We start from the raw sequence: 21,008 nt of genomic DNA, 5'->3' as shown, positions 1-21,008 counted from the left end.
GTCCTAGGTCGGTTCCGCCGTGCCGTCGGGTACGGCAGGCGCGGTCGGGCGGGGTGATGGCGCCGTCGTCCGGAGCGGGGTGCGCTCGCGCGCGTGGGTGGCGGCCGCGCACAACCAGCGCAGATAGCCCCCGTATCCGGCGAGGGTCTGCAGGCCTTCGGACGGACTCCGGCGGAGCAGGGCTCTGGCGAGCCTGGCCGCGAGTTCGACGGTCAGGGTCAGGGCCACCAGCAGCGAGGCCCGGGACCTGGGCCAGTGGCGGAAGGCGTAGGTGGTCCGGCTGCACAGCGAGTGGCGCAGCCGCTTGCCTCCCAGCTGGGCGGAGCTCACCTGCCCGATGTGCCGGACCAGGGCCTGGTGCACGTAGTACGAGGGCCGGTTGCGCCGAGCGGCCCGCAGGGCGAGGTCCGTCTCCTCGAAGTAGAGGAAGTAGCGCTCGTCGAAGCCGCGCAGGTCTTCGAACAGCGGGCGCCGCATCAGGAAGAAGGCACCGATGACCTGGTCGACCGGGCCTGATGCCGTGATGTCCTTCGGGCGCAGGTGGTGCGGGGGGAACACCCGGGGCACCAGCCGGGCGAGGCCGCTCATCTTCCCCACGAAGACGCGCAGGCTGGGGAAGCGGGAGCAGGAGATGGCGGGGCGTCCGTCGGCGTCGACCATACGGCCGCCGCAGATGCCGACGCCGTCCGCGGCGCGGGTGGCGAGGAAGTCGCCGACGGCACGCAGGGTGTCGGGGTACAGCTCCGCGTCCGGGTTGAGGAAGAGCAGGAGACCGCTGTCGCCGCGCGCGGCCCCCTGGTTGCAGGCGGCGGCGAAGCCGCGGTTGCGGTCGTTGCGCACCACGTCGAGCGGGATGCCCGCGGTGTCCAGCCCGTGGAGGGACGTGTCCGTGGAGGCGTTGTCCACGACGACCACGCGGGCCACCCGCAGGCGGGACCGGTCGGTCCGGACGACGGAGCGCAGGCAGTCCCGCAGATGGTGCCCGGTGTTCCAGTTCACGATCACGACGTCGACGGCCGGGACGTCCTCCTGGGCGGGGGTCATCGGGGCACCGGTCCGAGTTCCATGGCCGCCGCCCAGCGGGGCAGCCACGCACGATACGAGTACTCGTGGTCGGCCAGCTCGCGGGCGGCGCGGCCGAGCCGCTCCCGCTCGGTCGCGGAGGCGCCGACGAGACCCAGGATCGCGCTCGTCCAGTCGTCCGGGCTCCGTGCGGCGGGCATGCGCAGCCGGGACAGCAGCTCGGCGTTGACGCCCAGGGGGCTCGCGACGGCGGGCAGGCCGGCGGCGGCGAACTGCAGGAGTTTGTAGCCGCACTTGCCGAGGCCGTACGCAGTCGTCGGCACCGGCATGAGGCCGATGTCCATGGTCGCGAGCGCGGTCCGCTGGTTGTCCGGGCTCCACGCCATCCTGTCGACGAAGGACTCCAGCGGCCCGAGAGACGGTGTGGTGGTACCGACGATCGTGAGCCGGGCTCCGGTCCGGCGGTGAACCTCCGTCAGCGGCCCGGCGATCAGGGCGAGACAGGACTCGTTGTGGCGTGAGCCGATCCAGCCGAGCCGCGGCGGATCGTGCAGGTCGTAGGAGGTCTTGCAGGTGTAGTCCGCGGGCTCCACGCAGCTCGGGATCACGACCACGTCGTCGTGGTGCCGGGAGGCCCAGTCCGCCAGGACGCTGTTGCCCGCGACGATCCGGTCCGCGTGCCGCACGGCCACCCGCGCCTTGCCCGCCTTGGGCGCCAGCTTCCGGGCCAGGCCGCCGTCCCCCCAGTCCCACTGAAGGGCGTCGTCGAAGTCGTACACGGCGAACTCCGCACTGGTCAGCAACCGGCGCTCCCACCAGCCGCGGCTGAGCGGTGACGCCTCCCGGTGCAGGAGCAGCCGCCGCGGACGGGCCCGCGCGATGGCGCCCAGCCTCAGCTCCGCCCGGGCGAGGGACAGCGGGTGGCGGGCGAGCCGGGACACGGACGCGTCCGGCAGCGACAGATAGCTGCCGACGGTGAAGTCGGTGCCGACCCGGTCCAGCCACTCGAAGACCCGGACCCGGGAGCTGCCGGCTCCCCGGCCGTACGGCGTGATCGCGCAGCGCTCCAGGTGACCGTTCATAGTTCTGTGTTCCAGCCGTATGCTGATATCGTATGTTTACGACGTAAATCAACAGTTTGCCCTCTCCCACAGACAGCGTCAAGAGCGGCCGGAAACGGCTCGCACGGAGGAGCCTCCATGGATCTCCACGACTTCATCGCCGCACTGCGCCGGCGCTGGCGCTTCGTCGCCGCATGCGTCCTGCTCGGACTGGCGGCGGCGGTCGCCGTCACCGTCCTGACGCCGCGCACCTACACGGCCACCGCTCAGCTGTTCATCGCCACCAGCGACGAGAACAACGCCAACGCGTACCAGGGCGGCCTGTTCACCCAGCAGCGCGTCAAGTCCTACACCCGCATCGTCACCAGCCCCGCGGTCCTCGACGGGGTGATCAACACCCTTGATCTGCGCACCACTCCGGAGCGGCTGGCCGGGAAGATCACCGCGCAGGCGCCACTCGACACCACCCTGGTCGACATCCGGGTGGACGACCCGTCCGCCGCCCGGGCGCAGGCGATCGCCGACGAGACCGCCGCCCAGTTCACGCGGTACATCACCGCGATCGAGGGCTCCCCCGCGGACGCGCCGCCGCTGGTCAAGGCCAGCGTGGTCGGAGGGTCCGAACCACCGACCGCCCCGACGAGCCCCCGCCCCGAACTGAACGTCGCCATCGGCCTGCTGGCCGGACTGGGCGTGGGCATCGGAGGTGCCGTACTGCGGCAGTCCCTCGACACCACGATGCGCTCGCCGGCCGATGTCTCCACTCAGCTGGGCCTCTCCACGGCCGGCACCGTCCCCCCGCCCGCCCGACGCCGTTCGACCACGGCGACGGGAGCCGGCACGACCCGACGGGCGGAGGCGCTGAGCCACCTGCGCACCCGGCTGAGGTTCGGCGACGAGAACGGCATCCCGGATTCGGTGCTCGTGGCCGGCGCGCTGCCCGAAGAGGGGCGGACGCAGACCGCGATCGACCTGGCGACGAGCGTCGCCCGCACGGGTCAGCGCGTCATCCTTCTGGAGGCGGACCTGCGCAGGCCGCGACTGGCCAAGGACTTGGGCCTGCGCGGCACACCCGGACTCACCGGGGTGCTGACCGAGGGCACGCCGCTCTACGAAGCCCTCGAGGACTGGGCGGACGGCGGTATTCGCGTGCTGCCCGCCGGCCCCGCCCCCGCGGATCCGAGTGCGCTCGTCTCCTCCACCGACATGGCGCAGTTGCTGCGTGCCCTCGAGGCGGACGCCGACCTGGTGGTCGTGGACAGTCCGCCGCTGCTGTCCTACGCGGACGGGGCGGCGCTCGCCTCGATCGCCAAGGGCGTGCTCTTCGTCGTACGGGCCGGGAAGACCCGGCGCGACGTGGCTCTGCGGGCCCTCGACTCCCTCTCGACCGTGCGTGCGCGGGTACTCGGTGCCGTCCTGACCGGGACGCCCGCCGAGGGGCCGGACGGCAGGAACCCGTCGCCACGGCCCGCGAGGCACACGCCCGGAACGGACGGCGGACGCCCCGCGGCGGAAGCCGTTGCGCACGCCCCGGGTCCACGTCACGGCTAGGCCGGGGTGTGAGACGGGATGACGCAGCAGCAGACCGAGATGGCGTTGGTCATGGGGATCCTGACCGTTCTCGCCCTGATCCCGGCCACCATCGCGTTCCGGCGGGCCCGCGCCTTCCGGGACTGGGACCTCACCGCGACCCTGATCCTCCTGGTCGGCGTGCTGGCCAACCTCCCCACCATGGCGTACGTGGTGCACGCAGGCCGCCGGGAGAGGCTCGACCCGCTGGGCGAGGTGGTGATCGGCTTCCCGCAGTGGGTGAATCTGATCGGGACGGTGTGCAACGCCCTGCTCATCTCCGGATGTGCCGCGTTCGTCGTCCACCGGCTGTTCTTCACCCGCGCACGGATCAACGTCGCCCCGCTCGTCGGCGTGGCACTCGTCCTCCTCTTCGCCTTCTCCGACGGCTTCCACGGCGAGGACTTCCTGGCCCCGCGCCAGCTCGTGCTCCTCGCGGCGCTCCTCGCGGCAGCGGTCGCCCGTCCCGGACGGCCGGCCTTTCTGGGCGGCGCGGCCGTCGTCGTCCTGTCCGCCGTGCTGGGCGGCTTCGAATCGCTCGTCGAGCCCGCCACCGTCATGCGGGAGTGCCGGTCCGACAATCCCTGCGGCCTGCTCGGGGTCCTCTACTCGGGCGTCTTCACGAACGAGAACATCTTCGGGCTGCTGCTGATCGTCGGCATCCCCTTCGTCTGGCTGGGGCTGCGCGGACGCGTCCGCATCGTCCTGTCGTGCTACATCGCCTTCATGGCGGTCGCCACCGGCAGCAGGCTGGCCGGTGTCACCGCGGTGGCCGTCCTGGCCTTCCTGGCGCTGCTGCGGCCGAAACTCCCCGACGAGGAGAGCCGGGGCGAGCCGAAGAAGTCGTTCGTACCCGTGCTGTGCGCCCTGCCGGTGCTGGGTGCGGCGATCGCCGTCGGCCTCGCCCTCCCGTTCCACCAGCCCGACGCGGACCGGCTCGGGGACCGCGCGGCGATCTGGAACATCGCCCGGGAGGAGCTGCCCGGGTCGCCCCTCTTCGGCTTCGGCGGCAAGGCTTGGCCCGCCAAGTATCACGCCGGTGAGATACCCGCGGCGGTCTCCCCGTCCCTGCACAACCAGTGGCTCGACGTGCTGTACGCGGGCGGAGCCGTCGGGCTCTGCCTCTTCCTCTTCCTTCTCGCCCACCTGCTGCTCACCGGCGGGGCCGCCGGCTTCCGCCTGGCGGCGTGCGTGCTGCTGCCCGTCCTGCTCGCCTCGATCGTGGAGCGGCCCTGGTCGTTCGGCATCAGCAACTCCCTCACCTTCGCCCTGGTCGCGGCGCTCCTCCTGCCTCAGGCCGTCCGTCGAGCAGCCTCTCCAGGGGCTCCAGTGTCCGGTTCCAGTCCAGCCGCCGAGCCTGTTCGTACGCCACGTCGCTGACCCGCTGCCAGGCCGCCGGGTCGCTCAGTCCCTCGACGACGGACGCGAAGGTCTCCTCGGTGTAGGGCACCGATCCCTTCAGGAGGTCGAGGTGTCGCCGCCAGTCGGGCACCAGGACGGGAAGCCCGTGTGCCAGGTAGTGCAGGTGCTTGGCCGAGAACCCCTGCCTGCGCAGCAGGTCGCGGGTGCACGTGATCAGTCCGAACTGGTAGTCGCGCAGGATGTCGGGCGAGGCGTATCCGCGATAGTCGAGCCCGAGCGCGGGCTCGGGCGGCGGCCCTCCGTAGACGTGGATGTGCGGGTACCGCCGGCTCAGGCGGGCCAGCAGGTCCACGTCGATGAACCGTGAGCTGAGGGAGCCGAGATAGGCCACCTTCGGCGGGTCGGCGAACCGGGACCTCTCCTCCTGCGGTGTGCATCCCCAGTTGAGCTGGACGAAATTGCGCCCGCTGATGCCGTACTGCTCCTGCACGTACCGGCCGTAGGACTCCCAGCCGAAGGAGAGGTGCTGCACGTCCTCCAGGAACCTCCGCTCCCAGCGGCGGAACCGCTGGTGCTGGCGGCCCGTGAGCCGACTTTCGTAGAACACCTCGTCCGCCCAGGGGCTCGGGCAGTCGTACAGCGTCTGGGCCGAGGTACCGGTCTGCAGGACACCGGCGTCGTACGGCGTCTCGCAGATGACCAGGTCGTAGTCGTCCAGGTCGAGCCGGCGTGCCAGGATGCGCCGCCTCAGGCGGTGGTCCGCGGACAGCACGTAGTACGACAGGTGCCGGCGGCCGAACGCCCAGCGGCGGGTCAGTGTCTTGGAGAGCACGTCGTTGGCGTACAGGGTGAGCTCGGAGGGGCGCAGGGACCCGGGCAGCATCCGCCCGAGGGAGCCCGGCCGACTGGAGGCCCTCGCGAGGCAGTTGGTGTCCGCCAGGTGCACCTCGTGGCCGTGCTCGCTGAGGAACCGCATGGTGGCGAGGGGTTTGACGCTGTTGGCGAAGCCGTCCAGCTGGGCCACGATCAGCACACGTCCGGCCCGGTCGCGACCGGGTCCCGGTGGGGCGGCGGACGCTGACTTCTGGATGGTGACCGGACTCATGAGAGGTTCCTCCTTCACGGGAAGTTCTCCTCCGGAGGGCGCTTCGCGGCCCCCTTCCGGAGTATCAGGGCGGCGGCGAGCGCGAGACCGGCGAGCACGGGGACACCCGTCAGCACCAGGGGCAGCGCCCCGTGCCAGCCCAGGCGCAGGACAAGCAGGGCGCCGAGTCCGGCGGTGAGGCCGCCCAGCGCGGTCGCGGGCAGCCAGCGCCTCGGCAGTCTCGCCTCCCGCAGTCCGGCGAAGCGCCGGCACAGCACGACGAAGTACAGGGAGCCGGCCATGAGGCCGACGGCGGTGGCCAGCACCACCCCGACGACGCCGAACAGCAGCGTCAGCGGCACCGTGAGCGCAAGGTTCACCCCTGTCGCACACCAGGAGTACCGCGTCTCGAATCCCGGCCGCCCGACCGCCCGCACGAAACAGGTCCGCATGCCGGTGAGGGCCACCTGCACGGAATACCCGGCGAGCAGGACGGCGGCGACGGTCCCGCTGAGGGCCAGTGCCGGGCCGAGCCACACCTGGACCGCCAGACCCACCGCGCCCGTCGTCACGACGCCGTAGGTCAGGACGGCGGGGAGCCAGCGGGCCTGCAGCAGGTGGAACTCCTCGACGGCGCCGGGGAGTCCGCGCCCGGCGAAGACGTTCGTCATGCGGGTGAGGACCGGAGGGAAGGCGTAGAGCGGCAGACTGCGCAGCGCTGTCGCCGCCTGGTATCCGGCGGCGTAGATGCCGACGTAGCGCACGGGAAGCAGCGCGGCGATCACCAGCGCGTCGATCTCTCCGTTGAGGAAGACGGTGAATCCCGACATCTGCATGCGCAGCGCGTAACCACCGAAGTCCCGCCGCTCCGCCCGGGGCGGCAGCAGCGGCCGCCGGATGCGGAGGTGCGGGGCTGCCAGGCAGAGGCCCCCCACGGTCACGAGGAAGTACCTGCCCAGGGTGAGGACCGCGAGCAGGGGCAGGTCGGGTCCCCGGTCGATCAGCACGGTCACCCCGGCCGCGTACATGAGGCACGATCCCCAGCTGAGCGCCGCGAGAGAGCGGAAGCGGGCGTTCGCCTGGAGCAGCGCGATGGCGGAGTTGGAGGCCAGGGCGAGGGTGAGCAGGGGGCCCAGGGCCAGCAGCAGCTGTCCGGCCTCGCCCCGCAGCCGCGGCGGCAGGTCCAGGGCCGACGTGATCGTGGGGGTGAGCAGCAGGCACAGACCGGTGACCACGATCCCCAGTCCGACGAAGGCCGCGAGGGACGCGACCACCAGCCGGCCCGTGCCCTCCCGGTCGCCGCGAGCGGCGTGGTAGGCGTGGAAGCGGGCCAGCGACGCCCCGATGCCGCCGTCCAGCACGGTGAGCGTGGCGAGGAAGACCAGGACCAGGGACCAGACTCCGAAGCGGTCGAGACCCAGGTGGCGGATGAGGTACGGCGTCAGCGCCAGGTTGACGAGCAGGGGCGCGGCCTGGGCCAGGGCGCTGAAACTCACCCCCGAGTACAGGCCTTTCGCGGGCCTGCCGGGGCCGGCGGCACCCGTGTTCTCGCCGTCGCCCGTGCCGCCCGGGCCGTCTGCCCCGCCGCCGCTCGTCGCGGCCGGGCCGTCGCGTCGCGGCCCCACCGGCGCGGTGGATCCGGTGACGACGCGGAACAGGGGGTGCTGGGCGCGCATCGCGGGCCTCACTCCCCGTCACGGGGCGCTTGTCCGGTCTCGACCGCGTGCCACAGCGCCCGCAGCTTCCCCTTGTCCAGGATGAGGGCGTACTGGCCGCGGATCATCTCCGAGCGGACGATCGGAGCGGTGGTGAACGAGGCGTCCGAGGCGTTGAGGTGGCGCAGGCCGAGCACGAGGTCGCGCAGGTCGCCGTTGGACATCTCGTCGTCGACGCTCACGGTGCGCGTGATCGCGTCGAGCATCCTGCCGGTGCCGAGCGGGTCGCCGAGGCTCACTTCGCTCCGTACCTCGCCGACCAGACTCTGCAGGAACTGCTGCTGTCGTTCGATGCGGTCCAGCTCGCCGCCCGGCAGGCCGTGACGCTGCCTGACGTACGCCAGGGCCTGGTCCCCGTCGAGGGTGTGGGTGCCGGCGGCGAAGTGCCGCCGCTGCTCCGGGTCGTAGGCGTCCGCGGGGACGGTGACGGGCACACCGCCCACCGCGTCGGTGAGGGAGCGGAACCCGTGCCAGTCGACGACGCCGAAGTGGTCGACCCGGGTGCCCGTGAGCTCCTCGACCGTCTTGACGAGCAGGGGTGGACCGCCCCAGGAGAACGCGGCGTTGATCTTCGCCGACCCGTGGCCCGGAATGGGAACCCAGCTGTCCCTGGGCAGGGACACCGTGGCGGCGGTGCGCTTGTCGGCGCTGAGGTGCACCAGCATCAGGGTGTCGCTGCGCTGGGCGCCGGGCTTCCACAGGTCGGCGGACGCGTCCCGGCCGGTGGTCGGCCGGGGGGAGCGGCTGTCCAGGCCGGCCAGCAGGAACGTGGTGCCCCCGGCGTGCCCCTCGGGCCGGTCCGGGCGGGGGCCGTCCGGGAAGGCGTGGGGGATCCGGGTCACCTGATCGCCGAAGTGGTTGGTGCCCCACCAGACACCGCCGGCACAGAGCCCCAGGAGGGCGAGCACGGCGACGAGGGCGAGGACCAGCACCCTGCGCAGGACGCGCCGGCGAGGGCGGGCGTCCGGCCCGGTGCCCTGCCTCGACGCCCACCCGGGCCAGGAGCGGTGCGGGGCCATCAGAAGTCGTCCGGGTACGGATCGGACAGGACCGAGCGGGGCGGTTCGGTCGGCACGGCGGGGAACCCCGGGAGGAGGTCGGCGAGCACACGGCGAACCTCGCCGGTGTCGTTGCGCTCCGCCGCCTCGTACAGCGCGGGCAGGCCCCGGGCCGCCGCGGAAGCCGGCCCGTGCCCGGCGGATGAGGTCGCGGAGAGGATGCGGGGATGGGAGGTGCGGGTGTGCTCCTCCTGGGAGGAGAACAGGGTCTCGTTGAGCTTCTCGCCGGGGCGCAGGCCCGTGAAGCGGATGTCCACGTCCGGCACGTTCACGGAGCGCGCGAACTGGCGGACCAGGTCGACGATCCGCACCGGGTCGCTCATGTCCAGGATGAACACCTCACCGCCCCGGGCCATCCGCGCGGCCTCGAGAACCAGGCCGACGGCCTCTTCGACCGTCATGAAGAACCGGGTCACGTCGGGGTGGGTGACCGTCACCGGCGAGCCGCTGCCCAGTTGTTCGGCCACGACCGACAGCAACGAACCGCGGCTGCCCAGCACGTTGCCGAAGCGGACGGCCGTGAGGACGGTCTTCGGCGGGGCCCCCCGCTGGCCGTCGCGCACGATCAGCTCGGCGAGGCGCTTCGTCGCGCCGAGGACCGACACCGGGTCGGCCGCCTTGTCGGTGGAGATCAGCACGAAGCGTTCGGTGCCCGTCGCCACCGCGGCGCGGACGAGGTTCTCGGTGCCCCACACGTTCGACTTGACGCCCTCGCAGGGGTGCCGTTCGAGAAGCGGGAGGTGTTTGTGCGCGGCCGCGTGGAAGACCACCTCGGGGCGCAGCTCCCGGAAGACCTGGTCGATCCGTGCCCGGTCCCGGATGTCCGAGATCACGATGTCGTCGCTGAGCAGGGCGTCGCCGTAGAGCTCCAGTTGCAGCCGGTGCAGGTTCGACTCGTCGTGGTCGAGGAGGAAGAGGCGGCTGGGGCCGAAGGCGCGTACCTGATGGCACAGCTCGCTGCCGATCGATCCGCCGGCGCCCGTCACCAGGACGCGCCGTCCGGCGATCGTCGCGCCCGCCTCGGGGCTGACCACGTGCATCTCGGTGCGGCCGATCAGCCCGTGGACGTCCAGCGCCCGCATGTCGCTGCCCACCACGTCGCGGCGGAGTGCGGCGATGAAGGACGGCAGGTAGCGGACGCTCGCGCCCGTTCCCTCCGCCGCCCGCGCGACCTGGCGGAAGCGCTCCTGGCTGAGGCCGGGGATGGCCACCACGACCGCCTCGATCCGCTGGGCGAGGGCCACCGCTCCGGTGTCGTCGAGCTCGCCCAGGACGGGCAGGCCGCCGACCACCGCGTCCCGCCGCTTGGCCGGGTCGTCGTCCAGGAATCCGACGGGTTCGAGCCCGAACTGCGGTGTCCGGGCCAGATCCCGGGCCAGTGCGGCACCGGCCTCGCCGGCTCCGATCACCAGCGTGCGCAGTCCGGCGGGGCGGAGCGGAGCCGGTCTCTCGGCCGGGACGGCCCGGGGCCTGTCGCGCCGTGCCGCTATCCGGGCGAGTTCACCGCAGACCCGGTCGACGGCGCGTTCCTGGAGACCCGGGTGCAGGGGCAGCGACAGCAACTGCGGGAAGAGCGCGTCGGTGCCGGGCAGGCCCCCGGGCGGAACGGCTGCCGTGCGCCGGAAGTACGGCATGTGGTGGAGGGGGATGAAGTGGACGGAGGTACCGATGCCGACCTCGGACAGCCGCCCGATCAGGTCGTCGCGGCCGGTCCCGTACTCGTCGAGCACCCGCACCACGTAGAGGTGGTGCGCGTGCCGCCCCTCGGTGGCGGCGTCCAGTGGCTCGATGCCCGGGATGCCTTCCAGCGCGGCGGTGTACCGCTCGGCGACGGCGGCCCGCCGTCGCTGCCAGTCCTCGAAGTGGCCGAGCTGAGCCCGCCCGATGGCGGCCTGTACGTCCGTCATGTTGGCCTTGAGGCCCGCCTCTTCGACGGTGTACCGCCAGCTGCCCCCCGGAAGGTTCCGCCGCCAGGCGTCGGCGGACATGCCGTGCAGCCGCGCTCGGCGGATCCGTTCGGCGAGGACCGGATCGTTCGTGGTCACCATGCCGCCCTCGCCGATGGGGAGGTTCTTGGTCGCGTAGAAGCTGAAGCAGGCGGTTCCCGGCAGACTGCCCACGGGCCGGTCCCCCACCTCCGCGCCGAGGGCGTGGGCGGCGTCCTCCACCACGTGCGTCAGCGGCAGTCCCGCGGCCTCCGCCAGCTCGGCGACCGGCGCGGGGGCGCCCGCGTAGTGCAGGACCACCATCGCGTGCGGGCATCCGCATCCTCTGGCGGCCCGCGCGACGTCGGCCGGTGTGGGTATCCCCACCCGTGGATCGACGTCGACCAGTACCGGCCGCAGGCCCGCGTGCAGGATCGCCTCGGCCGCACCGCAGAACGTCAGCGCGGGGATCAGGACCGTTCCGCCGGGCGGCAACCGCAGGGCACGCAGCGCCAGTTCGAGCGCCGCGGTGCACGAACTGACCGCGATCGCATGGTCGGCGTCCACCTGGGCCGCGAACTCCTTCTCGAACAGCTGCGTCTCGGCACCCGTGGTCACCCAGCCCGAGGAGAGCACCCGTTGCGCCGCGCGGCGCGCCTCCACGCTGATCCAGGTCACCGCGAAGGGGACATCCGGTTCGCCCCCGGTCCCCGCGACGAGCGCGGCAGGGGACGAGCGGCCACGCACGGCGGGCCGGTCGTGCCTCGTCGGTTCCTGCCGGGGCCGCAGCCGGTGGACAGTCATGAATCGCTCCCCGGATCTGGGGGATGGCGCCGCGGGCCTCGCGTGCGCTCCCGCCACGGGCCGCTGGTGTGTCGTATATTTACGACGTATACGTACACATTGCGCCCCTCTGGGCATAGAGTCAACACACGCCGGACACGGCGCCAACCGACCCTTCTGGAGGCGGGGCATGGCCAAGGAGCATCCGAAGGCGCGGGGCAGGGGCGAGCGAGCCGCCCCGGCCCGCCGCGCCAGCGATCGCGGCCGCTACGGCCGGCTCAGCCGGGAGCGCGTCCTGGCGAGTGCGCTGGCCCTGGTGGACCAGGAGGGCCTGTCGGCCCTGAGCATGCGCCGGCTGGGCTCCGAGCTGGGTGTGGAGGCCATGGCCCTCTACCGCTACGCGGCGAGCAAGGACGCCCTGCTGGACGGGCTCGTGGAGGCCCTGTACCTCGAACTCGACGAGCGGCTGGCCGCGCCGGAACCGGCGCCGGCCACCGGAACCCCCCGCCCGCCCGCCTGGCGGACGGAACTGCACAGGATCGCGCGGGCGACGTACGAGGTGTGCCTGGCCCACCCCCAGGTGGTGCCCCTCCTCACCACCCGCATGCTGGCCGTCCCGCTCGCCCGGCGCCCGCTCGCGGTCCTGCGGGACCACGAGCGGGTGCTGACCCTGCTCGATCAGGCCGGGCTGGACGCGGCACGGTCCTCGGACGCCTTCCGCGCCTTCAACGGCTGGCTGCTGGGCTATGTGTCCGTGGAACTGCGCGCCATGGTCGACAATCCCGACGAACCGGATCCCGCGTTCCGCCTCGGCCTGCACCGCATGTCCCCCCAGGAACTGCCGCGGCTCCGCGAGAGCGCCGTCGTCCTGGGGGAACGGGGCGGACCGGAGGGTCTGGCCGCCGGGCTGGACGCGTTGCTCGACCGGTTCGCCCCGGCCCCGGACGACGACCGGCCCGCCGAGCGGGGCACCTGACGCCTTCCGCCTGACGCCTTCCACTCGCTCCCGCCCCTGACCGGGCCGCCGGCAAGATGCGCGGCGCCTCCCACCGTGCCTACGATCGAAAACGGCCCCGGACCCAGGCGGACAGCCTCGTCACATGCGACGCAGGGAGGCGCTTGCCAGTGCTACTGGCTCATCGTCTGATGGCGGGGTACGCCGCATCGGTTCTGGTCGTCACCGGCGTCTACATGACCGTCCCCGACGCCTGCACCCCGCTGTGGGCCCTGATCGGGCTCGGCGGTTCCGCCGCGGTGATCACCGGCGTCGCGGTGCACCGCCCCGCACACCGGTGGCCCTGGATCCTGCTCGCCGCCGGTCTGCTCGCCTTCGCCGCCGGCGACACGTACTACAACGTGCAGGAGGCCTATTTCGACGCCTCCAACCCGTTCCCGTCCCCGGCCGACGCCTGCTACCTGGCGACGTATCCGCTGTTCGCCGCCGGACTGTTCGGCCTCGTGCGGTACCGCTGGGCGGGCCGCGACCTGCCGAGCCTGCTGGACGCGCTGATCCTGACCGCCGGCCTGGCGCTGCCCGTATGGGTCTTCCTGGTCCAGCCCCTCACCCACGTCTCGGGCCTCACATGGCAGCAGCGGGCCATCAGCATCGCCTATCCGCTGGGCGACGTCCTGGTGCTCGCCCTGCTGGCCTGTCTGCTGGCGCCCCGTCCGGTCTGGGGACGCAACCGCGCCGTCCAGTACCTCGTCGTCGGCACGTTCACCCTGCTCGGTTTCGACATCGCGTACGGCATCCTCCAGCTCAACGGCCTGTGGCAGGCCGGGACACTGGTCGACTCCGGCTGGATCGTCTTCTACACGGCCTGGGGGCTGGCCGCGCTGCATCCGTCCATGGTGGAACTCACGGCGGCCGTGCCGCAGCGGGAGTCCCTGCTCCCGCGGCCCCGACGACTGGTGGCGTTCGCCGTGGCGACCCTGATCGCCCCCGGAATCCTGCTGTACGAGGGACTGTCGGGCCACGCCGACGACGCCGCGGCGATCGCGGCCTTCTCCGGCCTGCTGTACCTGCTCGTCATCCTCCGCCTCGCCGGGATGGTGGTGGCCCACCGCAAGGCGATGGCGCGGGAACTGGCGCTGCGCGCGGCCGCCGCCTCCCTGATGGAGGCGACCCGGCCCGACGACGTCGCGGAGGCCTGCGAGAGAGCCGTCCGCACCCTGTGCGGGCCGGACACCCCGCACCGCACCCTGCTGCTTTCGGCCGAGCGGGCGGGCCGTCTGGCGACGCGCCGGACCCGCCTGGTCCCCACCGAGGCACTCGGTCCGGAGACCGCCTCGGCCCTCGGCCCGCTGCCCATGACGCTCGTGTGCCCGATGGTCCCGCCCGACCGCCCGGCGGGCGAGCTGCCCGGCGCGCTGCTGGCGTCGGGGCCGCAGCGGCAACTCGGCGAGATCCGCGGCTCGCTGGAGATCCTGGCCTCGCACGCCGGCCTGACCATGGAACGCATCGCGCTGCGGCAGGAGATCATCCGCACGGAGAGCGAGGCCTACTTCCGCACCCTGGTGCGCAACGCCTCGGACGTCATCCTGATCGTCGAGGACGACGACTCGGTGCGGTACGCGAGTCCGTCCGCCCGGCACGTGTTCGGCGGCGCGGAACTGGTCGGCGTCTCGCTGCCCGACCTCGTGGACGCCCGCGACCGGCGGCGGGTGGCCAGGGGACTCACCGCCATGCGCGGCGGCGGCTCGCCCGAGACGCACGACCACTGGTGGGTGCTCCGCGACGGGAACCGCATCGAGGTCGAGGTGCGCTGCAGCGACCTGCGGGAGGACCCCACCGTACGCGCCCTGGTCGTCACGTTGCGGGACGTCACCGAGCAGCGCCGCCTGGAACACGAACTGACGGAGCGCGCCTTCCACGACCCGCTGACCGGTCTGCCGAACCGGACCCTGCTGCTCGAGCGCATCGAACGCGCGCTGCTGCGCGGCACCCGCGAATCGACGCTCACCTGTCTGCTCTTCATCGACCTGGACGACTTCAAGATGGTCAACGACACGATGGGCCACACCACGGGCGACCGCCTCCTGACGGCCGTGGGCGAGCGGCTGTCGGGCGCGCTGCGGCGCAGCGACACCGCGGCCCGGCTCGGCGGCGACGAGTTCGCCGTGCTCATGGAGGGCGCCAAGGAGCCGCTCGACGCCGAACTCCTCGCGGCTCAGGTGATCCAGACCCTCGGCAGGCCGTTCAACCTCGCGGAGGAGTCGCTGAGCGCCTCGGCGAGCGTGGGCGTCGCCACCGCCCGGGACAGCACGGACGCGGAGGAGCTGCTCACCCACGCCGATCTGGCGCTCTACGCGGCGAAGGCGGCCGGCAAGAGGCAGTGGCGCCGCTTCCAGCCCACCCTGCGGGTGCGGATGGTGGAGCGGCACGATCTGCAGGCCCGGCTCGACCGGGCGATCACGGACGCGGAGTTCTCCCTGCGCTACCAGCCCGTGGTCGACATCGAGGCGGGTGAGATCGCCGGGTTCGAGGCGCTGGTGCGGTGGCCGCACGCCCGGGGCGCGTCGGTCCCGCCGGAGCAGTTCATCGCGCTGGCCGAGGAGACCGGGCACATCACCCCGCTGGGGACCTGGGTCCTGGAGAACGCCACCGCCGACATCGTCGGACTGCAGCGTCTGAGCGGGCGGCCCGACCGGGCGCCGTACGTGAGCGTCAACGTGTCCGCGCGCCAGTTCGGCGACGACGGGTTCCTCGACGTGGTGCGCGGGGCGCTGGAGACGCCGGGGCTCGCGCCGGGCTCGCTGCAGCTGGAACTCACCGAGACGGTGCTGATGCGGCGGGACGCGCAGATGCAGGGGGTCCTGCGCTCCCTGAAGGACATGGGGGTGCGGATCGCGGTGGACGACTTCGGCACCGGGTTCTCCTCGCTGCGCTATCTCCGGGAGTTCCCCGTCGACGTGCTCAAGATCGACAAGTCGTTCATCGACGACATCGTGCTGGACACCCGCCAGGTGGCGCTGGTCGAGGGGATCGTCAACCTCGCCGGAACGCTGGGGCTCGCGGTGGTCGCCGAGGGGATCGAGGACTCCGCGCAGCGGGATCTGCTGGCCCGGATGGGGTGCGGGTTCGGGCAGGGCTACCTGTTCGCACGCCCGATGACGGTGGAGCAGAGCGAGTTCATGCTGCGGCAGCGCAGCGGGGGACGCATCCCCCTGACGGCCGTCGGCTCGCCGGGCGGGAGTGGTGCCGGCCCGCGCACGAACGGCGCGGCTCGGACACCCCCCACGGAGCACCGCGGCCGCGGCGCGACCGGGCCGGCGCGCCCCACCTCCCCGCCGCCGGCCGCGGACCGGCGAGGCACCGTCGGCCCGGCACCGGGCGGCCCGCGTGCCGACGACCCGCGCCGCACCTCCGCCACGACTCCGGGGGGCCCGCGCGAGGACCATCCGCGCCGCACCTCCGCCCCGGCACGGGGTCGGCCGCGCGCGGACGACCTGGAGCACCTGCGGCGGAGCAGCCGCATGAGCGACGCGGTCCTCGACGAGGTGCGGGGGCGGCACATCCGCAACGGGGACCACTGGCTGATCGACTTCGCCTCCTGCAACTACCTGGGCTTCGACTGCGATCCGGAGATCATCGGCGCGATCGAACCCGCCGTGCGCCGCTGGGGGACGCATCCGAGCTGGTCCCGGCTGATCGGCAGCCCGCGCCTCTACCCCGACATCGAGGAACGGCTCACCGCGCTCCTCGGCGCACCGGACACGCTGCTGCTGCCGACCGCCACCCTCATCCACGCCTCCGTGATTCCCGTGCTGGCCGGCCGGGGGCACGTCTTCGTCGAGGCGACCGCGCACCGGACCGTGTACGACGGGTGCGTGTCGGCGCGCGGCCAGGGCGCGACGCTGCGGCGGTTCCACGCCGAACGGCCCGAGGAGCTGGCCGCCCAGCTCGGCTCCGTGCCACGCGGGGACCCGCGCCTGGTCTGCGTCGACGGCGTCAACAGCATGAGCGGCAACATCGTGGATCTGCCGGCTCTGGCCGCCGTCTGCCGGCGCCATGACGCGACGCTGTACGTCGACGACACGCACGGCTTCGGCGTCATCGGGGAGCGCGGACCGCAGGAGCCCTGCCCGTACGGCATGCGCGGCAACAGCGTCGTCCGGCACACGGGAGAGACGTACGACGGGATCGTGCTCGTCGGCGGGTTCTCGAAGGCGTACTCGTCGCTGCTGGCGTTTCTCGCGCTGCCGTCCGGGCTCAAGAACCGGCTCAAGACCGCGGCGGCGCCCTACCTCTACTCGGGCCCCTCGCCGACGGCCTCGCTCGCCACGACGATGGCCGGGCTGGAGGTCAACGACCGCCGTGGCGACGCCGTCCGCGAGGACCTGCACCGCAAGACCGCCCGTGTGCTCGACCACCTGGCGGGCATGGGGGTCGACACGCTCAACACGGACGGGCTGCCCATCATCGAGATCCCGTTGGCGGACGCCGAGGACCTCGACGCGGTCGCCGCGTTCCTGTGGGACGAGGGGATCTACGTGACCCTCGCGGCCTACCCGCTGGTCCCCCGCGACCGGGTCGGCTTCCGCGTCCAGCTCACCGCCCTCAACTCCGACGAAGACATCAGCCGGCTCACCGGCACACTCACCAGGCTCGCCGAGCGACACCCGCTGCGGCCCAGGGGCTGATTTTGTATGTCCACCCTCAACGACGACGTGAACTGGGACAGCTGGCCCGTGGAGGACTACCTCGCCGAGAACTACCGCGAGCTGCACCCCTCCGACGCGGCCGTCATCGCCCACCACTCCGCGGTCTACCGCCGGTTCGCACCCGGCGGCCTCGCGCGCTCCGTGGAGTTCGGGGCGGGCCCGAACCTCTACCCGCTGATGCTCGCGGGTGCCGCGAGCCGGCGCGTCGACGCGGTCGAGGCGGGCGCGGCGAACGTCTCCTACCTGCGGCGGCAGCTCGGCCGCGGGCCGGACGCCAGCTGGCTGCCGTTCCACGGACTGTGCCGGCGCCTCAACCCGGACCTGCCCGCCGACCTCACCCAGGCCCTGTCGCCCGTGCGCGTCGTGCACCGGGACGTCCGCGGACTTCCGCCGGGCCGCTACGACCTGGCGTCGATGAACTTCGTCGCCGAGGGGGTCACGGAGGACTTCGACGAGTTCCGGGACTTCTGCCGGCTCTTCGTCCGCTCGGTCGCCCCGGGCGGCCAGCTGGTCGCCGCGTTCATGGAGAACATGCCCACCTACCGCATCGGGCCCGCTTCGCAGTGGCCGGGCTGCCCGGTGGACCCGGACGTGGTCACCGCGGTGTTCGCCCCGCTCACCCGGCGGCTCCGGGTCGGCCGCATCGACGCCGATACCACCCTGCCGGACTACGGCGACTCGGGAATGGTGCTGCTCAGCGCGGTCTCGGCGCCGCCCGGCTGAAGCCTGAGCGCCGTCTCCACCAGTGCGATGTGGCTGAACGCCTGCGGTGCGTTGCCCAGTTGGCGGTGCTCCTCGGGGTCCCACTGCTCCGCGAGCAGTCCGACGTCGTTGCGGACCGAGAGGACCCGGTCGAAGACGGCGTTCGCCTGGGTGTGCTCGCCGACGGCGGCCAGCGCGCGGGCGTACCAGAGCGAGCACGCGACGAACACGCCCTCGCCGTCCGGCAGTCCGTCGCCGCGCGCGTAACGGCGCATGAAGCCCTCCCGCTCCAGCGTGCGCATCGCGCGTACGGTGTCCCGCACCCGCCCGTCGGTGGCCGGCAGGAACCCCAGCCCGGGCATCAGCAGCGCGGAGGCGTCGAGTGCGGGTGAGCCGTAGGCCTGGACGAAGGAGCGCTGCCGCGGGTCCCAGCCGCGCCGGCACACCTGGCGGGCCACGTCGTCGCGCATCACCCGCCACGTGTCCGGCACCTCGACGCCGAGCAGGCCGCCGAGCCGCAGCGCGCGATCGGCAGCCACCCACGCCATGACCTTGGAGTGGACGAACTGCCGGGCGGGGCCGCGCACCTGCCACAGCCCCTGGTCGGGATCGCCCCAGTGCGCCTGGAGAAAGCGCATCAGGGACCTGACGAGGCTCCACACGTGCGGGGGCAGCTCGATGCCCGCCCGGTGGGACAGCCACAGGGCGTCCAGGACCTCCCCGTACACGTCGAGCTGGAACTGGCCCATCGCGGCGTTGCCGAAGCGCACGGGCTGCGACTGCGCGTACCCCGGCAGCCAGGGGGCCTCCGTCTCCGGCAGGAGCCGCTGTCCCGCGACGCCGTACACCGCCTGGAGTTCGGCGGGGTCCCCCGCGATGGCGCGCACGAGCCACTCGACCCAGGCCGCCGCCTCCTCCCGGTAGCCGCTGCGCAGCAGGCAGGACAGGGTGAGGGTGGAGTCGCGCAGCCAGCAGTACCGGTGGTCCCAGTTGCGGGCACCCCCGATGCGTCCGGGCAGGGACGTGGTGGGAGCGGCGACGATGCCGCCCGTGGGAGCGTACGTGAGTGCCTTGAGGGTGATGAGCGACCGCGTCACCGCCTCGCGCCACGGGCCCCGGTAGCGGCATCGGCCGGTCCACCGACGCCAGAAGTCGCCGGTCTCCTTCAGCGCCGTCTCCGCGGGGACGCAGAGCACGTCGGGCAGGCCGGCCAGGTGCGAGGGCGCCCAGGCCAGGGTGAGGGACAGCCGCCGGCCCGCCGTGACGGTGAAGCCGGTGACGGTGGACGTCTCGTCGCCGAGCGTCTCGACGGGGCCGTCGGCGCTCAGCCAGACGGCGTCGGGCCCGGCGACCGCGACCGTGCAGGTGCCGGTGGGCCGGGTCCAGGGCACGACCCGCCCGTGGTGGAACCGCAGCCGCAGTTCGCTGCGCATGTCCACGGCGCCGGACAGTCCTTCGATCATGCGAACCAGGCAGGGGAACCGGGTGCGCGGCGGCATGAAGTCCGTGACGCGCACCGTCCCGGCCGGCGTCTCCCACACCGAGTCCAGGACCAGGGTGTCCTGCCGGTAGGACCGGCGGGTGCACGGCCGTCCCCGGGCGCCGGCGGGTGCGACCCGCCAGAATCCGTTGTCCGCCGCGCCGAGCAGCGCGGCCAGACAGGCCGGCGAGTCGAAGCGCGGCAGGCAGAGCCAGTCGACGGACCCGTCCGTGCCGAGCATCGCGGCCGTTTCCAGGTCGCTGAGAAGGGCGTAGTCCTCAATGGGTCGATTCATGATCGGATTACGCCGTCGTACACAAAGCCGCAAGCCCCAGGGTACGCCGGTCGCCGTGCCGGCGCGTTCGGCGACCGGCCGTACCGGGACGGGTGGGACCGGCCCCACCGGGGCGGGTCCGACCGGCGTGGGGCGCGCCCGGAGCCCCCGGGGCCCCTGCACCGCTTGCGGTCAGCCGAGCTCCAGCGTGGTCACGCCGAACACGCGCTCGGCGGCGAAGGGCCGGACCGGCCCGGTGTACATCCGGGCCGTCTCGAAGGAGGGGGCGAGGCCCAGCTCCACCGCCAGGGCGACGGCGGGGGCGTTGTTCTCGGGGACGTCGAGCGCCACCTCGCTCCCGGCGGCCCCGGCCGTCAGTCCGGCGAGCAGCGCACGGGCGTCCTCCGCGGTGTCGGCGAACAGCGGCCCGATGCGGAAGGCGTCCCGGCCCGGCCGGATCACGCCGTAGCCGGTGAGCCGGCCGTCCACGACGCGGGCGAGCGCCCGGTGGCCGTCCTGGGCGAGCCAGTGCTCGACGAACCGCGGCCGGTCCGCCGGGAAGCAGGCGCTGTCGTACGCGGTGACGGCCCCGAGGTCCTCGACCGGCCGCACCTCGGGCGGGACCGTCGTGTCCGGTGCCGCACCGCTGTAGCGGACGGTGCGGTGGGCGGGGGCGAAGCCGGACCGGCGGTAGTTGTCCTGCTGGGCCACCACACCGTCCAGGCCGACGATCCGGCTGCCGGCGTGGGCGAGCGCCGTCTTCCAGGTGGTGATCCCGTGGCCGCGGCCGCGCAGGTCGGGGCGGACCAGGTAGAAGCCCAGGAAGGCGTAGTCGGTCCCGTAATTGACGACCGAGACGGCCGAGACGGGCTCGCCGTCGATCCTTCCGACGAAGAATCCCGCGGGATCCTGGGCGAAGAAGGCCGGGGCGTCCGACAGCCCCGGATTCCATCCCTCGGCCGCCGCCCATCCGGTGACCACCGTCCAGTCGTCCTGCGAGGCCTGGCTGACGACGAGGTCACGGGAGACCGGAGAGGTCATCGGTGCGCTCCACTTCGTGGGGGTCGTGTGCTGTGCGGTGGTCGGCCGCACCGCAGCATCCTTGCCGATCCGGACGGTGCCGGGCACATCCGGCCCGGCGGCCGTGGACGGCAACCGGCCATCCGCACGGCCCTGTTGGCCGATCCGTGCCACGACGCACGCGTGCTCGGTGAGCGCCGCCGGACGTGCGGGCGGGCGGCGACGGCGCCACTCCCGCGCCCGCCGGACACCGGGCGCGGGAGTGGCGCGGCGCGGAGGATAAGGCAC

12 protein-coding genes are annotated in these 21,008 nt (G+C 73.0%); 5 read left to right on the top strand and 7 right to left on the bottom strand.

The genetic code is table 11. The annotated features are described in order from the left end of the window. Positions 1 to 3 precede the first annotated feature (3 nt). Positions 4 to 1,044: a glycosyltransferase family 2 protein gene (locus tag ACZ4NT_RS05315; RefSeq protein WP_467723607.1), complete on the bottom strand. Its 1,041-nt coding sequence runs from the start codon at positions 1,042 to 1,044 to the stop codon at positions 4 to 6. After that, positions 1,041 to 2,105: a glycosyltransferase gene (locus tag ACZ4NT_RS05310; protein WP_467723605.1), complete on the bottom strand. Its 1,065-nt coding sequence runs from the start codon at positions 2,103 to 2,105 to the stop codon at positions 1,041 to 1,043. The genes ACZ4NT_RS05315 and ACZ4NT_RS05310 overlap by 4 nt, the downstream gene beginning before the upstream one ends. 117 nt (positions 2,106 to 2,222) lie before the next feature. Here ACZ4NT_RS05310 and ACZ4NT_RS05305 point away from each other — a divergent pair, with 117 nt between their 5' ends. Both ACZ4NT_RS05305 and ACZ4NT_RS05300 read left to right on the top strand, forming a co-directional pair. Next, positions 2,223 to 3,635: a tyrosine-protein kinase domain-containing protein gene (locus ACZ4NT_RS05305; RefSeq protein WP_467723603.1), complete on the top strand. Its 1,413-nt coding sequence runs from the start codon at positions 2,223 to 2,225 to the stop codon at positions 3,633 to 3,635. Positions 3,636 to 3,653: 18 nt separating this feature from the next. Further along, entirely contained in the window at positions 3,654 to 5,033 is a 1,380-nt protein-coding gene (locus tag ACZ4NT_RS05300) for an O-antigen ligase family protein (protein WP_467723601.1), read from the top strand. Positions 5,034 to 6,134: 1,101 nt separating this feature from the next. On the opposite strand, the gene ACZ4NT_RS05295 is transcribed toward ACZ4NT_RS05300, so the two are convergent. The 3 genes from ACZ4NT_RS05295 to ACZ4NT_RS05285 are packed head-to-tail and all read right to left on the bottom strand — an operon-like array spanning position 6,135 to position 11,601. After that, positions 6,135 to 7,775 (bottom strand): oligosaccharide flippase family protein, encoded by a 1,641-nt coding sequence (locus tag ACZ4NT_RS05295; RefSeq protein WP_121408226.1) that lies wholly within the window; start codon positions 7,773 to 7,775, stop codon positions 6,135 to 6,137. An 8-nt stretch (positions 7,776 to 7,783) separates the two neighbouring features. Then, the gene (locus ACZ4NT_RS05290; protein WP_121408227.1) at positions 7,784 to 8,833 is read right to left on the bottom strand and encodes an LCP family protein; all 1,050 of its coding nucleotides are present in this window, start codon (positions 8,831 to 8,833) and stop codon (positions 7,784 to 7,786) included. After that, complete coding sequence (locus ACZ4NT_RS05285) at positions 8,833 to 11,601, bottom strand: DegT/DnrJ/EryC1/StrS family aminotransferase (RefSeq protein ID WP_121408228.1); 2,769 nt, start codon at positions 11,599 to 11,601, stop codon at positions 8,833 to 8,835. The genes ACZ4NT_RS05290 and ACZ4NT_RS05285 overlap by 1 nt, the downstream gene beginning before the upstream one ends. Before the next feature lie 169 nt (positions 11,602 to 11,770). On the opposite strand from ACZ4NT_RS05285, the gene ACZ4NT_RS05280 reads away from it, so the two are divergent. From ACZ4NT_RS05280 to ACZ4NT_RS05270, 3 genes are all read left to right on the top strand, one after another. Beyond that, positions 11,771 to 12,556 carry a TetR/AcrR family transcriptional regulator gene (locus tag ACZ4NT_RS05280; RefSeq protein ID WP_467723598.1) on the top strand — a complete coding sequence of 262 codons (786 nt, stop codon included), beginning with the start codon at positions 11,771 to 11,773 and terminating at the stop codon, positions 12,554 to 12,556. A gap of 170 nt (positions 12,557 to 12,726) precedes the next feature. Further along, the gene (locus ACZ4NT_RS05275; RefSeq protein WP_467723596.1) at positions 12,727 to 17,223 is read left to right on the top strand and encodes an aminotransferase class I/II-fold pyridoxal phosphate-dependent enzyme; all 4,497 of its coding nucleotides are present in this window, start codon (positions 12,727 to 12,729) and stop codon (positions 17,221 to 17,223) included. A gap of 6 nt (positions 17,224 to 17,229) precedes the next feature. After that, on the top strand, positions 17,230 to 17,967 hold the full coding sequence (locus tag ACZ4NT_RS05270; RefSeq protein WP_467723594.1) for a class I SAM-dependent methyltransferase: 738 nt from the start codon (positions 17,230 to 17,232) through the stop codon (positions 17,965 to 17,967). Here ACZ4NT_RS05270 and ACZ4NT_RS05265 read toward each other — a convergent pair. Then, a complete protein-coding gene (locus ACZ4NT_RS05265) occupies positions 17,913 to 19,721 on the bottom strand; it encodes a glycoside hydrolase family 15 protein (protein WP_467723592.1) in 1,809 nt (602 codons plus the stop codon). The two genes, ACZ4NT_RS05270 and ACZ4NT_RS05265, sit on opposite strands and share 55 nt — an antisense overlap. 171 nt (positions 19,722 to 19,892) lie before the next feature. Then, complete coding sequence (locus ACZ4NT_RS05260) at positions 19,893 to 20,741, bottom strand: GNAT family N-acetyltransferase (RefSeq protein WP_467723590.1); 849 nt, start codon at positions 20,739 to 20,741, stop codon at positions 19,893 to 19,895. Positions 20,742 to 21,008: the final 267 nt, after the last annotated feature.

Source organism: Streptomyces sp. NPDC026417 (genome assembly GCF_055567695.1).
Note: the sequence above shows the minus strand (reverse complement) of the source record. Positions and strands in the feature narration are given on the sequence as shown.